The organism is Streptomyces sp. NBC_01431 (genome assembly GCF_036231355.1).
GTDB lineage: Bacteria > Actinomycetota > Actinomycetes > Streptomycetales > Streptomycetaceae > Streptomyces.
The window spans coordinates 6,214,768-6,228,346 of sequence record NZ_CP109496.1; the positions used below are offsets into that span (position 1 = coordinate 6,214,768).

The 13,579-nt window shown below is 70.9% G+C and carries 13 protein-coding genes; 4 read left to right on the forward strand and 9 right to left on the reverse strand.

Going from position 1 to position 13,579, the window contains the following annotated elements; genetic code table 11:
* Positions 1 to 127: 127 nt before the first annotated feature.
* The 3 genes from OG522_RS28330 to OG522_RS28340 form a co-directional block, all read right to left on the reverse strand.
* Positions 128 to 679, reverse strand: a complete 552-nt coding sequence (locus tag OG522_RS28330; protein ID WP_329465845.1) for a flavoprotein — start codon at positions 677 to 679, stop codon at positions 128 to 130.
* A 243-nt stretch (positions 680 to 922) separates the two neighbouring features.
* Positions 923 to 2,263 carry a hypothetical protein gene (locus tag OG522_RS28335; RefSeq protein WP_329465846.1) on the reverse strand — a complete coding sequence of 447 codons (1,341 nt, stop codon included), beginning with the start codon at positions 2,261 to 2,263 and terminating at the stop codon, positions 923 to 925.
* A gap of 25 nt (positions 2,264 to 2,288) precedes the next feature.
* Positions 2,289 to 2,735, reverse strand: coding sequence for a DNA-processing protein DprA (locus tag OG522_RS28340; protein ID WP_329465847.1), 447 nt, complete (start codon positions 2,733 to 2,735; stop codon positions 2,289 to 2,291).
* A 63-nt stretch (positions 2,736 to 2,798) separates the two neighbouring features.
* On the opposite strand from OG522_RS28340, the gene OG522_RS28345 reads away from it, so the two are divergent.
* Positions 2,799 to 3,242, forward strand: coding sequence for a hypothetical protein (locus tag OG522_RS28345; RefSeq protein ID WP_329465848.1), 444 nt, complete (start codon positions 2,799 to 2,801; stop codon positions 3,240 to 3,242).
* 129 nt (positions 3,243 to 3,371) lie between these two features.
* Here the strand turns inward: OG522_RS28345 and OG522_RS28350 are convergent, their stop codons facing one another.
* Both OG522_RS28350 and OG522_RS28355 read right to left on the reverse strand, forming a co-directional pair.
* Positions 3,372 to 4,583 carry a TerD family protein gene (locus OG522_RS28350; RefSeq protein ID WP_329465849.1) on the reverse strand — a complete coding sequence of 404 codons (1,212 nt, stop codon included), beginning with the start codon at positions 4,581 to 4,583 and terminating at the stop codon, positions 3,372 to 3,374.
* Between the two features lie 222 nt (positions 4,584 to 4,805).
* Positions 4,806 to 5,615 (reverse strand): NAD-dependent epimerase/dehydratase family protein, encoded by an 810-nt coding sequence (locus OG522_RS28355; protein WP_329465850.1) that lies wholly within the window; start codon positions 5,613 to 5,615, stop codon positions 4,806 to 4,808.
* A gap of 296 nt (positions 5,616 to 5,911) precedes the next feature.
* Between OG522_RS28355 and OG522_RS28360 the strand changes: the two genes are divergently transcribed.
* From OG522_RS28360 to OG522_RS28370, 3 genes are all read left to right on the forward strand, one after another.
* Entirely contained in the window at positions 5,912 to 6,865 is a 954-nt protein-coding gene (locus OG522_RS28360; RefSeq protein WP_329465851.1) for a 5-dehydro-4-deoxyglucarate dehydratase, read from the forward strand.
* A complete protein-coding gene (locus tag OG522_RS28365; protein ID WP_329465852.1) occupies positions 6,862 to 8,004 on the forward strand; it encodes a hypothetical protein in 1,143 nt (380 codons plus the stop codon). Before OG522_RS28360 ends, OG522_RS28365 begins: the two co-directional genes overlap by 4 nt.
* Before the next feature lie 220 nt (positions 8,005 to 8,224).
* Positions 8,225 to 9,013, forward strand: a complete 789-nt coding sequence (locus OG522_RS28370; RefSeq protein WP_329465853.1) for an HAD family acid phosphatase — start codon at positions 8,225 to 8,227, stop codon at positions 9,011 to 9,013.
* 64 nt (positions 9,014 to 9,077) lie between these two features.
* On the opposite strand, the gene OG522_RS28375 is transcribed toward OG522_RS28370, so the two are convergent.
* The 4 genes from OG522_RS28375 to OG522_RS28390 form a co-directional block, all read right to left on the reverse strand.
* Positions 9,078 to 10,538, reverse strand: coding sequence for a peptidoglycan D,D-transpeptidase FtsI family protein (locus tag OG522_RS28375; protein ID WP_329465854.1), 1,461 nt, complete (start codon positions 10,536 to 10,538; stop codon positions 9,078 to 9,080).
* 118 nt (positions 10,539 to 10,656) lie between these two features.
* Positions 10,657 to 11,313 carry a response regulator transcription factor gene (locus OG522_RS28380; RefSeq protein WP_329465855.1) on the reverse strand — a complete coding sequence of 219 codons (657 nt, stop codon included), beginning with the start codon at positions 11,311 to 11,313 and terminating at the stop codon, positions 10,657 to 10,659.
* Positions 11,310 to 12,560 carry a sensor histidine kinase gene (locus tag OG522_RS28385; RefSeq protein ID WP_329465856.1) on the reverse strand — a complete coding sequence of 417 codons (1,251 nt, stop codon included), beginning with the start codon at positions 12,558 to 12,560 and terminating at the stop codon, positions 11,310 to 11,312. Before OG522_RS28385 ends, OG522_RS28380 begins: the two co-directional genes overlap by 4 nt.
* Positions 12,560 to 13,528, reverse strand: a complete 969-nt coding sequence (locus tag OG522_RS28390; RefSeq protein WP_329465857.1) for a hypothetical protein — start codon at positions 13,526 to 13,528, stop codon at positions 12,560 to 12,562. The genes OG522_RS28385 and OG522_RS28390 overlap by 1 nt, the downstream gene beginning before the upstream one ends.
* Between the last annotated feature and the right edge of the window lie 51 nt (positions 13,529 to 13,579).

Here is a 13,579-nt window from a genome sequence, read left to right on the forward strand (position 1 = left end):
TGTTGTGGAGTTCCTACAGTGGGTGTGTGTGCGAGTGAGGGTGGGGGGAGGTGGGTCCGGTGTCTGAGGGGGGTGGGGGCGCGGTTGGGATGGCGGGAGGTGGGTCCGGTGCCTGAGGGGGCGGGGGTCACGGTTGGGGGGCGGCCACCGCGCTCACCGTGTCCAACGCGATTCGCCACGGATAGCCTTCTGGCCGCTGCTCGCCCGGCTGGTTCGGTACGAATCCGCTGTCGCCGTACAGCACCGTCACTCCGGCCGCGCGCAGCGTGGCCAGCGACTGCTCGAACTGCGGATGCCGCACGTAGGCCGCGTTCACGCAGGGCATCGCCACCGTCGGAACGCGTTTGCCGATTCCCTCGGCCGCGACCCCCAGGACGAATGCCGAAGTCAGCCCGAGCGCCCACGCGTTGATGCTGTTGAAGGTCGCCGGAGCGAACAGGATCACGTCCGCGGGCGGCCACACGTCCGCCTCCCCGGGCCGCTTGTACTCGCTGCGCACCGGGTGTCCGGTCAGCGTGGCGAGGCCCCCGAGCGACTCCTCCAGCCACCCGGACGCGGTCGGCGTCAACCCGAGGCACACGTCCCAGCCGTCGGCCTGAGCCGCCTCGATGACCCGGGCGACATCGAAGACCGGCGGGGCCGCGCTACAGAACAAATACAGCGTCCGTGAAGTCGTCATGAGACCAGTGGATCACATGCAACTACCGCCGAACCGAAGTGAATTCGGGGGCGGAGCAGCCTCCCTCTCCACCAGTAGCCGCGGCTACTCACCCCATCCCAGCCAGCCCGCCTCAACCAAGCGCCGGATCTCCTCGTTCCTCGGCGCCGCAGCACGCGGCGAAGGCGGCACGGGGCCGTCAGGCAGGGGAGTTGGGGCATGGATCGAGGGCAGTGGCGGGGGTTAGGCAATGGCGCATGGCCGTCAGGATCCGAGGACATCCATCAGATGGTCATCAAGATCGGCCACCCAGTCCTCCCGCCGCCATGGACGCAGCGCCTGACGGGCTCGCCGCAACCGGATCGCCGGAACCCTCCCGCCCGTCGTCGCAGCCGCCAGCACGCACTCGTGCAGCAGACCAGCCGCCGACTGCGGTTCGTCCATCCGGATCCGGGCCAGCGCCTGATCCGTCGTCGTAATCGCCCGCTGCACCTGTTCCCGCGGCGCCACCAGCGCGCCAGCCGCCGCGGCGAACCGGTCGTGCGCCAACGACGGATCACCGACATACAGCTCGCAGACCCCCTCGAAGCCCCGCAGATGCCCAGCCGTGAAACTCGACTCCGACGGGTCACCGCCGCCGTCGCGCTCCATGTCGTACCAGGCCAGCCCCAACGCGGCCTGAGCCTGACGTTGTTCGCCCGCCCGCGCCGCGAGCTCTGCTTGCAGCGCATGCGCCCGAGCCCTCACCACAACGCTGCCCCCGGTGCGGGCATCGCGCACAGCCGAGTCCACCAGTACCCGGGCAGCATCCAGACCCTGCGTTGAATACAGCGTGGTCAGGGCGTGACTCATGTGGACGGTCGCCCGCCGCCATGGGTCGGGCAACAGCCCGGCCTCCCGGGTCGCGACCGTGTACAGATTGCGGGAGGCGACATCATCGCGGGTTTCGAACGCAAGCCTCCCGGCCAGCGTATGGGCGGTCGCAGAAACACTTCTCAGCCTGGGCAGGAGAGGCTGGGGGACCGGACCGGCGGTCAGCTGGCGGCAGGCCTCCAGCGCGGGGGCGAGCAGCAGTTGCAGCCGCACGAAGGGCACACTGCCGACCTGGGCGTTCACGTCGGACACGACCGTCGACAGCCCGGCCACCAACTGGTCGTCAGCCAGGGACGGATCGGCCATAGCGGCGGCGAGCCCCCTCTGCACGCTCGGCGACAGCAGCGCGAGCAGCCCGCCGCCCTGGTCGGTGGCTGTCCTCACCAGCATGGACCGGAGCTCGCCGAGTTGCCGCGCACCTTCGCCGAGGTGCGCGAGGGCGTCGATCAGCCTGGCGAAGTCGGAGCCGGTTCCGAGGGCGATGTCACCGGCGGGGGTGCGCCCGTAGAGGTGGGCGAGGAGGAGCTGGTGGCGGGCGTCAGGCAGCGTGGGGCGGCTGGATTCCCAGCGGGCGACGGACCGCTGTAGTCCCGCGACGGTGGGCAGGGATGTGCGGGGCTGGCCGAGCCGCCCGGCGATGGCGATGAGAGCGCGGGCGGTGTCGGCGAGCGACAGGCCACGGCACTGTCGCAGCCGCTTGAGGGCCGTCGCGCCGGTCGCTCTGTCGTCCATCACGCCATCGTGGCGCACATCGCGTCTACACGGGGACGATCAGGCGCGGTTTCCCCTGCTGGGCCGTGTAGTTGAGGGTCTGCCAGGTGCCGCTCCCTGGCTCGGTGGCGTTCGGGAAGCCGATGGTCATGCTGCTGCGGTCGACCATCCACCGGTTCCGGGCGTGGAATGCGGGGGTGTGGAGTTCGCCGGCGCCGAGCTCGACGATGTCCGTGATGCGGTTCCTCATACGGGCGATGGCCTGACGCGCCTCGGCGGGCTGGTGGTCGACGGTGCCGGGTACGACGACGGTGATGTGCGCGCCGGTGTTCCCGGCGAGCCAGATCAAGCTCAGGCTGTCGATGCCCTTGGCGCCGCCGATATAGAAGTGAGAGTCGGCGAACGGCTGGAGGTACGCCGTGAAGAGGCTGGTGTAGTCGTCCAGGTCGCGGTGCCCGGTTTCGCGCGTGCCGGTAATCGCCACCGTTCGCATGATCAACTCCGTGTCATAGGGTGTCATATCCCGCCCAGCCTTCCGCGTTGAGATCGTTCCTGCATGGACACCGACCTGCAGAAACTCGCAGGCCGCCTGCAGAGTCGCGGACCCCATGTCGCCCTCAGCGACACGGGATCCCTGCGGGCGGCCAGCCCTCTCGGCGAACACCTCACGGAACAGATTGCCGTGGACGGCAGCCGCTACGTCACCTCGTTCGGATACGAGATGGGCGAGCGCGGCCACGAAGCGAGCTGCGCCGAACGCATTGCCCATCCTCGCAGTCCCCATCCGGACAGGCCCCAGAAAGAAGGCGTCATGAAGGCCGAGAGCCGCGTCAAGATCTGCATCTACTGCGACCGGCCCATCGAGGGAGCCTCGATCAAGGTCGCCGACACCAGCCGCGTGGCCGCACCGAGTGGAGCCAGGGGAGACGACTACCGGCACGTGCAGGGCGACCCCGCCTGCCGTCCCCGCGGGTATCGCCCAGCTCAGGCCACGAATTGACGTTCGCCACCGGTTCGCACCCCGCGTACGCATGGAGCCCGCATATTTGTACTGCGCACCGGTAGCGATCACCGGAATTAGGGCAGCACCCAGGGGGCCGCCGCTGCGGGCCCCCCGACCCGCGAATACCTACAGCGCCTCCGCCCCCGGCTTGACCATGCCGCGGACCGTGCGGGACTTGGCGAAGGTGCCGAGGGCGGTCATGTCCCACTCTCCCGAGAACTGCCTGACGAGTTTCGCCATCATGACGCCCGTCTGTGGCTCCGCGCCCGTCAGGTCGAAGCGCACCAGTTCCTCGCCGGTGGCCGCGTCGACCAGGCGGCAGTACGCCTTGGCGACCTCGGTGAACTTCTGGCCGGTGAAGGAGTTCACCGTGAAGACCAGGCCGGTGGCCTCGGCGGGGATGCGGCCGAGGTCGACCACGATCACCTCGTCGTCGCCCGCGCCCTCGCCCGTCAGGTTGTCGCCGGAGTGCTTGATGGCGCCGTCCAGGATGGAGAGCTTGCCGAAATAGCAGCTGTCCAGGTGGTTGCGCTCCGGGCCGTAGGCGATCACCGACGCGTCCAGGTCGATGTCCTTGCCGCCGTACGCGGGCTCCCAGCCCAGGCCCATCTTGACCTGGGAGAGCAGCGGGCGGCCGGCCTTGACCAGCGACACCGTCTGGTTCTTCTGGAGACTGACCCGGCCCTTGTCCAGGTTGACCTTTCCACTGCCCACGGGGGCGGGCGGTGCGGCGGGTGCCGCCGGGGCGGGCGCGGCCACGCGCGGATCGGCCGGGGGAGCGGACGGCATCGCGGGCGCGGCGGACGGCATCGCGGGGGCGGCGGACGGCGCCGCGGGCTCCTCGACCGAGACGCCGAAGTCCGTGGCGATCCCGGCCAGTCCGTTGGCGTACCCCTGGCCCACCGCGCGGGCCTTCCACGCGCCGCCGCGCAGATAGATCTCCATGACCACCAGGGCCGTCTCGGCGCCCAGCCTGGGCGGGGTGAAGGAGGCGATCGCGCTGCCGTCGTCTGCGTTTCGCAGGGTGGCCGTGGGCTCGATGCCCTGGAAGGTCTGGCCCGCCGCGTCCGGGCTCGCGGTGACCACGATCTTCTCGATCCCCGGCGGGACGGCAGAGGTGTCCACGACGATCGCGTCGGGCGCGGTGCCGCCGCCGGAGCGGTGGGTGACACCGGGGCCCTGCGGCTGGTTGTAGAAGATGAAGTCGTCGTCCGAGCGGACCTTGCCGTCGGCGGTGAGCAGCAGGCCCGAGACGTCGAGCCGTACGGGAGCGGCGACATCCACCGTCACGCGGCCGGTCGGGAGCGGAAGATTCGAGCCTGGGGTCATTTCGGTCATGTCCCGGGAACGAGCGGCGCCGCTTTGCGGTTCCTTGAACCTCGGCCGAATGCCGTCGGGGCTTCCGTCGAGCGTGCCGGTGCCCGTCGGTCTGTTCTCTATCGGCCGGAGGCTTGTCGGCGGGTGCCCGTCGGCCTGTTCTCTGTCGGCCGGTGCCCTGCCGGTCTGTTCTCTGTCGGCCGGGAGCCTGTCGGCCGGTGGCCTCTCGGCCCGGGGGCGGTGTCAGTGCGGCCACCTCGGCGGGTCCGTCGCGAAGTGGCCGCCGAGCAGCGTCTGGTCGGGGATTTCCGGGTCGAGCTCGCCCTGTTCCGCCAGGAGCTTCGCGGCGTACGGCTCGGAGTCGTCGCGCGGCTCGTAGCCGAGCGCCCGCGCCGATGAAAGGTCCCACCACAGGCGGGAGTTGGCGGAGGAGCCGTACACCACGGTGTGCCCGACGTGCTCGGCCGTGAGCGCGGCGTGGAAGAGGCGGGCTCCGTCGCCGGGGCTCAGCCAGATCGACAGCATCCGTACGGACGTGGGCTCCGCGAAGCAGGAGCCGATGCGCACGGACACGGTTTCCAGGCCGTGCTTGTCCCAGTAGAGCTGCGCGAGGTCCTCGCCGAAGGCCTTGGACAGGCCGTAGAAGGTGTCGGGGCGGTGCGCGGTGGCCACCGGGATCAGCGGGTCCGTGCCCTGGGGGCGCGGCGTGAAGCCGACGGCGTGGTTGGAGGAGGCGAAGACGATCCGCCGTACGCCCTCCTCGCGCGCGGCCTCGTAGAGGTTGTACGTGCCCTCTATGTTGGCCCGGACGATCTTGTCGAAGGAGGCTTCGAGGGAGATGCCCGCGAGGTGCAGCACTGCGTCGACGCCGCGGACCGCCTCGCGCAGCGCCGCCTTGTCGGCCAAATCGGCGGTGATCGCGTCCGGCTCGCCGGGCACGGGCAGCATGTCCAGGAGCCGCAGTTCGTATCCGTACGCCGGGAGCAGCCCGCGCATCAGGGTGCCGAGGCCGCCGGCGGCGCCGGTCAGCAGGACGGTGCGGGCAGCGGGCACGGGCTCTCCTCGGGGTACGGGGCGTTCCGGGGGAGCCCCAGGTCGCCGGTCTGATCCATTCATGGATGACATTCACATCCGTGGACACGCTAAGGAGCGCGTCCGAACTCCGTCAAGTGGCGCGCCGGGGCGGTGAATTCCCCCGGTGTGGCGGGGTTTCCGGCTTGACCGTCACCAAGGCGCTGCCTTAGCGTGGCGGCGTTCATGAATATAGACGTCAGTCAGAATCATGCACGACGCCTTGTGCAGGCCTCGTTCACGCCTTGTTCGTTCACGCCTTGTTCAGGGAGCAGCCCGTGACCTCAGCCCCGCTCGCCGCCCGTCTCACCCAGGTCCGCGGACCGCTGTTCTTCCCGGTGACCGCGTACGGGCCGGACGGCTCCCTCGAACTCGACGCCTTGCGCGCGCACGTGAGGAACGGGATCGAGGCCGGTGCGGCCGCCGTGTTCGCGTGTTGCGGCACGGGGGAGTTCCACGCGCTGACCCCGCAGGAGTTCCGTGCCTGCGTCGCCGCGGCGGTCGAGGAGAGTGCGGGGCGCGTCCCGGTGGTCGCCGGCGCCGGATACGGCACCGCGCTCGCCGTCCAGTACGCCCGGCTCGCCGAGGAGGCCGGTGCCGACGGGCTGCTCGCGATGCCGCCCTACCTCGTCGCCGCCGACCAGGCGGGCCTGCTCGACCACTACACCGAACTGGCCGCGGCGACCCGGCTCGACGTCATCGTCTACCAGCGCGACAACGCGATCCTCACCCCCGAGACCGCGGTGGCGCTCGCCCGCGTCGATGGCATCATCGGCTTCAAGGACGGCCACGGCGACCTGGACCTGATGCAGCGCATCGTCAGCGCCGTACGCTCGGCGGGGCTCAGCCCGCTGTACTTCAACGGACTGCCCACCGCTGAACTCACCGGCCTCGCCTACCGCGGCATCGGCATCACCCTCTACTCCTCGGCCGTGTTCTGCTTCGCTCCCGACATCGCGCTGGCCTTCCACCGCGCCCTCGACTCCGGCGACGACGAGACGGCCAACCGCCTCCTCGACGGGTTCTTCGTGCCGCTCGTGGAACTGCGCAACCAAGGGCGCGGATACGCCGTTTCGCTGGTCAAGGCAGGCGTGCGGCTCGCTGGTCTGGAGGTCGGCGAGGTCCGGCCGCCGCTGAGCGAGCCCGACGCCGGACACGTCAAGCAGCTGGCCGCGCTGATCGAACGGGGGCGGGCACTGCTCGGCCCGCACGAGCCGGCGGTGGGCGCGTGAAGACCTCCGCGTTCCTCTACCCCTGGGACGTCCTCGGCGATCCCAGCGCCCCCGCCCGTATCGCGGACCTCGGGGTGTGCCAGGTGACCCTGGCCTCCGCCTACCACTCGACGCGGGCCCTGACGCCGCGCCATCCGCGCCACCGCATCGTCACGGCCGAGTACGCGGCGGTGCTCTACCCGCCGGACGAACTGTATTGGCGCAGACGGGAGTTGAGGCCGTACGCGGCCGGTCCCTGGGCGCCCGGAGACGCGTACGGCCGGGCCGCCGAGGCTCTGGCGGCGGCAGGGCTCGACGTGCATTCCTGGGTCGTGCTCGCCCACAACTCCCGGCTGGGCGCCGAGCACCCCGACACCTCGGTGGTCAACGCGTACGGCGACCGCTACCCCTGGGCGCCGTGCATAGCCCAGCCCCAAGTCCGCTCGTACCTCGTCGCGTTGGCCGCCGAGGCGGCGGTACGCCCCGGGGCCCGCGGCACGGAACTGGAGTCCTGCGGCTGGTACGGACTCGCGCACCTGCACGCCCACGACAAGATCGCGGGCGTGCCGCTCGACGACATCGCGCAGTACCTGATGTCACTGTGCTTCTGCGCCGCGTGTGAGGCGGGGTACGCGGAATCCGGCCTGGACCCACAGGAGTTGAGAAGGCGCGTCCAGGGAGCGCTGGAGCCGGTGTGGCGCGGTGGCCCGGTGGGCGCGCGCGGCGCCGAACTGCTGGCGGACACACTGGAGTTCCGCGCGCGCACCGCGCGGACCCTCCAGGAATCCGCCGTGGCGGCGGTACGGGGGCGGGCTCACGCGGGGTTCCAGGTGCTGCTGCACGCGGATCCGGCGGCCCATCGCTGCGGGCCCAACGCGGGCGTCGACCCCGCACACGTTCTCGGCCTGGCCGATGGGGTGGTCGTGCCCTGCACGGGCGGGGCGCGACTCCTTGAACCCTTTGCGGCGTGCGGCGCTCGGGAGGCGGTGATCGCGGCGAACTTCACGGTGGTGTCGGGGATGGGGGGCCGGCCCGGAGCGCTGGCGCAGGACGCCGCGCGCGCCGCGTCGCTGGGAGCGACGGAACTCCGGCTGTATCACGCCGGGTTGGCGTCCACGGCGGATCTTGAGGCGGTGCGGAAGTCGGGGGCGGTGGGGTAGGGGCGGCGTTTCCTCTATACCCGCTCCTTCCCGCAGTGACACCGCGCGGCCTTCGCCGCGTGAGGGCTTCGCCTCCAACTCGCTCCTCCAGGTGCCCGAGCCCCCGTCCGGTCAAGTCCGCGGACCGGGCACCCACGCCTGGTCACGGCAGGACACAGTGCGGCAAAGATTTCCGCGTTTCCCCTGGCGGGGCGCGTGTGATGCGCGTAGACAAGCCACCATGCGCACTCTTACCAAAACCGCAGCCACCGCCGCTGCGCTCGCCGTCACCGGTGTCGCCTTCTACGGAGTCGGCGCGGCCACCGCCGACAACGCGACGCCGAAGTCGGACCGGGAGATCCCCAACATCACCAAGGTCGAAGACAAGATCAACGCGTACTACGGCGGTACGGCGGATGCCGCCGGGAACTACCAGGCCTCGCCCACCAGCAACTACGCCAAGCAGGTCGCCGAGATAGAAGGGCGCGCCAAGCGGCAGATCAAGCACGCCGCCGAGCACCCGGGGCGGGACGGACGCAAGCCCGCCATCGTGCTCGATGTCGACGACACCACGCTGCTGACGTACGACTACGAGAAGAAGAACGGCTTCGCCTACAACGCGGCCGCCTTCAACGCCTATGTGCAGAGCGCGCAGTCGATCGCCGTGTTCGGCATGCCGGACCTCGTCAACTACGCTGCCAAGAACGGTGTCACGGTCTTCTTCCTCACCGGCCGCGACGCCACCCAGCGGGACGCCAGCGCCGCCAACCTCACCAAGGCCGGCTACAACGTGCCGGTCGACGCGGCGCACTTCTTCCTCAAGGACAAGGTCAACCCGCCGGCGTACCTGAGCTGCGGGAAGCCCACCTGGACCTGTTCGACGGTCGACTACAAGGCGGGCACCCGCAAGCACATCGAGTCGCTCGGCTACGACATCGTCGCCAACCTCGGCGACCAGTACACCGATCTCTCGGGCGGCTACGCCGACAAGACGTACAAGATCCCGAATCCGATGTACTTCCTGCCCTGACCCATGCCCCGGTCCGGGGCGCGCGCCGTCCCGCGCGCCCCGGACCGGCCCCAGGGCCCGGGTCTCACTGCGAGGCGAGCGCGGCCTTCATCATCGCCTGGGCGACCGGGCCCGCCAGGCCGTTGCCGCTGACCTCGGAGCGCTCGGCGTCGGAGTCCTGGATGACCACGGCCACCGCGACCTCCTTGCCCGTCTTCGGGTCCTTGGCGAACGAGGTGAACCAGGCGTAAGGCGTCTTGGAGTTGTCCACGCCGTGCTGCGCCGTACCGGTCTTGGCACCGACCTCCAGGCCGGGCGTCTTCGCGTTGGACGCGGTGCCGTCGGTGACCACCGAGACCATCGCGCTGTACATCTGCTGCGCCGTCTTCGAGGACAGAATCCTCTTGCCGTCGGAATCCGGGTACGACTGGAGCGTGGTGCCGGTGGAGTCGGTGACCTTCGAGACCATGTGGGGCGACGACAGTACGCCGTCGTTGGCGATGGCGGCCGACACCATGGCCATCTGGAGCGGCGTCGCGGTCACGTCGAACTGGCCGATGCCCGACAGGGCCGTGGACGACTGGTTCATGTTCTTCGGGTAGACACTCGGCCACGCCCGTACGGGAACGTCCAGCTCGGTGTCGTTGAACCCGAACTTCTCGGCCATCGCCCGCACCTTGTCCTGACCCAGGTCGACGGCCATCTTGCCGAAGACGTTGTTGCACGAGTATTCGAGCGCGGTGCGGATCGAGGCGTTCTCACAGGGCGCGGACGCCGACTCGTTGCGCAGATCGGTCGTCGTACCCGGCATCCGGTACGGGTTGGGGCTCGCGGTCTGCTGGTCGATCGAGGAGTAGAGGCCGTTCTCCAGCGCCGCCGACGCCACCACCAGCTTGAAGGTGGACCCCGGCGCCAGCGGCTGGCGCAGCGCCCGGTTGAGCATCGGCTGGCTCTTGTCCTCGGACAGCTGCTTCCACGCGTCGCCGTCCGCCGACGAGGAACCCGCGATCTTCGACGGGTCGAACGACGGGGTGGAGACCATGCCGAGGATGCGGCCGGTCTTCGGGTCCATCGCGACGGCCGCGCCCTCCTTGCTGCCGAGCGCGGTGTACCCGGCCTTCTGCACCGCCGGGTCGATCGTGGTCAGGACGTCGCCGCCGGCCGCCCGCCGACGCATCAGCGCGTCGAACGGGTTCTGCATGCGCGGATCGCTGCCGTCCAGGACCTTGGAGTAGATCCCCTCCAGCTGGGTCGAGCCGTACACCTGTGAGGCGAAGCCGGTGACCGGCGCGTACATCGGTCCGTCCTTGTAGGTGCGCCGATACGCGAGATCGCCGCTGTTCTTCCTCTCCGAGCCGGTGACCGGCGAGCCGGCCACGATGATGTCCCCGAGCGGCTGCGAGTACTCCGCGATGGTGTTCCGCCGGTTCAGCTTGTCGTCCGCGAGGGCCTGGCCTTTGTAGAACTGCACATAGGTGGCTCGTCCGAGGAGGGCGAGCACCATCAGCAGACAGAAGACCGAGGCGCGCCTGATTGTCTTGTTCATCCCGTACGCAAGACGGCCGGCCGCCGGCAGGAAGTTCCACTTGTCCCGGTTTCTCAGAAAACATTCATCGGGCCGGAGCGCTTTCGGGAAGGAGCCCGGGAGGGCTCGCGGTAGGGCGTCACCGCGGCCGTACGAAGCCCGACTCGTACGCCGCGATCACCGCCTGGGTGCGGTCGCGGGTGCCCGTCTTGGCCAGGACGGAGGCGACATGGGTCTTCACCGTGGCCGGGCCGACGCCCATGCGGGCCGCGATCTCCGCGTTGGTGAGGCCCGTCGTCATCAGCCGCAGCACCTCCGCCTCCCGCTCGGTGAGGCGCGCGGTCCAGGCCGGGGCGGCGGCGCGGGCGGGGGCGTGCCGGGCGGCGAGGTCGCGGACCTGCGCGGGGAAGAGGAGCGAGTCGCTGCGGGCGACCAGGCGGACCGCCTGGATCAGCTCCTCGGCCGCGGCCCGCTTGAGCAGGAACCCGGCGGCGCCCGCGCGCAGCGCGTCGTACACGTAGCTGTCGTTCTCGAAGGTCGTCACGACCACGATCCTCGGCGGTGACGCCAGCGTGGCCAGGATCTGCTCGGTGGCGCGGATGCCGTCGATCTCCGGCATCCGGACGTCCATCAAAACCACGTCGGGCAGTCTGTCGCGGACGACGGAGACGGCCTGGGCACCCGTGGTGGCCTCGCCGACCACCTCCATGTCGGGCTCGGCGTCGAGGATCACCCGCAGCGCGGTGCGCACCATGTGCTCGTCGTCGGCAATCACCACGCGGACCGCGGCGCTCATCGGCCACCGCCCAGCGGGAAGCGCACGCTCAGCCGCCAGACCCCGTCGTGCGGGCCCGACGCCGCGCATCCGCCGAGCAGCCGGGCCCGCTCCGCGATGCCGTGCAGCCCGCGGCCGCCGCCCGGCCGCACCACCGGCACGGCCCCGGACAGGGGGTTCTCCATCACCATCTCCAACTCTCCGCCAGCGATGGCGACTTGAAGGGTCGCGGTCGGACTCCCGCCGTGCCTCAGGGCATTGCTCAGGCCCTCCTGGACGATCCGGAACGCCTCGCGCGAGACCAGTTCGGGCACGGCGGCCGGGTCGCCGTCCAGGGAGTACGCCACCTTCAGACCGGTGCGGGACAGCAGGCCCTCAAGCGCCGTCAGGTCCGGTGCCGTGAAGTCGCCGCCCAGGCCGGCGGCCCCCGTGGCACTCTCGTCGTCCTGCCGCAACAGGCCCAGTACGGCGTCGAGTTCGTCGACGGTGCGGCGGGTGGTCTCCTCGATCGCGGTCAGCGCCTGGCGCACGAACTCCCGGTCCACGTCCAGGACACGGCGCGCGGCACCCGCCTGGAGGGTGACCGCGCTGAGTGCGTGCCCCACCGAGTCGTGCAGTTCGCGGGCGAGCCGGTTGCGCACCGCGAGCTCGGCCGCGCGCTGCTCGGCGACGGCCAGCCGGTCGGCGGGGGTCGGGCCCAGCAGGACCGGAGCGAGCCGAGCGAGCAGGGCGCCGGCCGCCGCCGAACACGCCGCCAGGCCGAGCAGCATCGCGATCCCGGCGAGCGGGGCGAGCGCGACGCCCCAGTCGGTGGAGAGCGGGCCGCCCGCGTCGTACGGAGTGCCGCGCAGGCCGGGGAAGACCGGGAGCACGATGAGGAACACCGAGAACGGCGGCAGGGCCAGGCTCATCCCGCTCAGGATCCCGCCGGCCGCGAGGTGCAGCGTGTACCAGGCGGAGGCGCGAAGGCGGGCGTCCCGGGAGCGCGCGGGGCCGTCGGCGAGCGCCGCGGGGTCGCTCCCGCACAGCGCCCGCACGCCGAACACCAGGAGCGGCCGGGCGATCGGCACCAGTGCGGAGACGGCGGCGAACGGCAGCGCGACGGCGAACGAGAGGAGTGAGAGCGGCAGCGAGGTCAGGATGCCGGGCCCGTGCGTATAAGCGCCGACGATGATGGAACCCACCAGGAAGTACGGCATCAACAAGGCTCCGCCGAGGACCAGATGGACCCAGCGGTGCCGGGCCCGTATCCCGAACAGCGCGCGCATCACGGCGTGAGGTCCGGCTGCCGGGAGCGCTCGGCGAAGAAGTAGGTGCCGACGGTGGCGACCAGAATCCCGGTGATCATCTGCACAGCGTAGGTGAGGTGCATCAGCGCGGTGGGCAGATCCTGGGGGTCGCCCGAGCTGCCGAACGAGGCGAGCGCGAGCCAGCCGCCCCAGCAGGCGGTGGCGCCGGAGCCCAGCCACGCCAGCGCCAGCGGCACCCGCAGAGGCAGCGACCTGCCGAGGCCGAAGGCGAGCATCACGACGCCCGCCGCGGCAAGCACGACGAAGAGCGTGAACACCGCGTCCAGGGTGTACTGGTCCGAGGTGCGCGCCTCGGCCATGCCCCGGCTCAGGCCCGCCGTCGAGCCGGCCGCCCACGTCAGGTGTGCCCCGGCCGGAAGCAGCGAGAGCGCCGCCGCGGCGACGGCGGCCGCGCGCTGTGCGGGCCGGGTGGGGCCGTCCGCCAGCTCGCCGATCCGGCCGCGCCACAGGTGGCCCCAGCGGTCGCGGGCGTAGAGCGCGAACAGGGTGCCGAGCGCGAGGCCCTGGAGGATGAAGCCGGTGTAGACGACGCCGAAGACCCACTCGTCGAGGAAGGGGGCGCCGCCGGTGCCCGACGGTCTGTTCGGACCGGCGCCGAGCGCGCGCACGAGGAGCTGGAGCGGGTAGCCGGTCATGATCGGCGCGAGGAGGCCGGTGGCGACCCACATCGGCAGCGCGAGCAGCCACGCCTTCACGCGCAGGCCCCAGGGGCGGGTCAGGAGCAGCGCGAGCAGGACCACGCAGCCGTCCATCAGCACGCTGCCACTGTTGACCACGGCCATCGAGACGCGGTGTTCGAGCAGGACGCTGTGCTCGGGGATGCCGAGCCGGCTGCCGCAGACCCAGGCGATCTTGAGACAGATGTACGGGAGGCAGGCGACGATGGCGACGGCGCGCAGTGCCGGGCGCAGGGCGGGAGTGGTCATGTCCTCACCCTGGCGGGCCGCCCGGGGTTGCCACGTCCTGCGCCTGGACGA

What these genes read in the sequence shown, in the direction of transcription:
- OG522_RS28330 (WP_329465845.1), bottom strand. Translation starts at nt 679, where the DNA reads ATGACGACTTCACGGACGCTGTATTTGTTCTGTAGCGCGGCCCCGCCG.
- OG522_RS28335 (WP_329465846.1), bottom strand. Translation starts at nt 2,263, where the DNA reads ATGGACGACAGAGCGACCGGCGCGACGGCCCTCAAGCGGCTGCGACAG.
- OG522_RS28340 (WP_329465847.1), bottom strand. Translation starts at nt 2,735, where the DNA reads ATGCGAACGGTGGCGATTACCGGCACGCGCGAAACCGGGCACCGCGAC.
- OG522_RS28345 (WP_329465848.1), top strand. Translation starts at nt 2,799, where the DNA reads ATGGACACCGACCTGCAGAAACTCGCAGGCCGCCTGCAGAGTCGCGGA.
- OG522_RS28350 (WP_329465849.1), bottom strand. Translation starts at nt 4,583, where the DNA reads ATGACCGAAATGACCCCAGGCTCGAATCTTCCGCTCCCGACCGGCCGC.
- OG522_RS28370 (WP_329465853.1), top strand. Translation starts at nt 8,225, where the DNA reads ATGCGCACTCTTACCAAAACCGCAGCCACCGCCGCTGCGCTCGCCGTC.
- OG522_RS28375 (WP_329465854.1), bottom strand. Translation starts at nt 10,538, where the DNA reads ATGAACAAGACAATCAGGCGCGCCTCGGTCTTCTGTCTGCTGATGGTG.
- OG522_RS28380 (WP_329465855.1), bottom strand. Translation starts at nt 11,313, where the DNA reads ATGAGCGCCGCGGTCCGCGTGGTGATTGCCGACGACGAGCACATGGTG.
- OG522_RS28385 (WP_329465856.1), bottom strand. Translation starts at nt 12,560, where the DNA reads ATGCGCGCGCTGTTCGGGATACGGGCCCGGCACCGCTGGGTCCATCTG.
- OG522_RS28390 (WP_329465857.1), bottom strand. Translation starts at nt 13,528, where the DNA reads ATGACCACTCCCGCCCTGCGCCCGGCACTGCGCGCCGTCGCCATCGTC.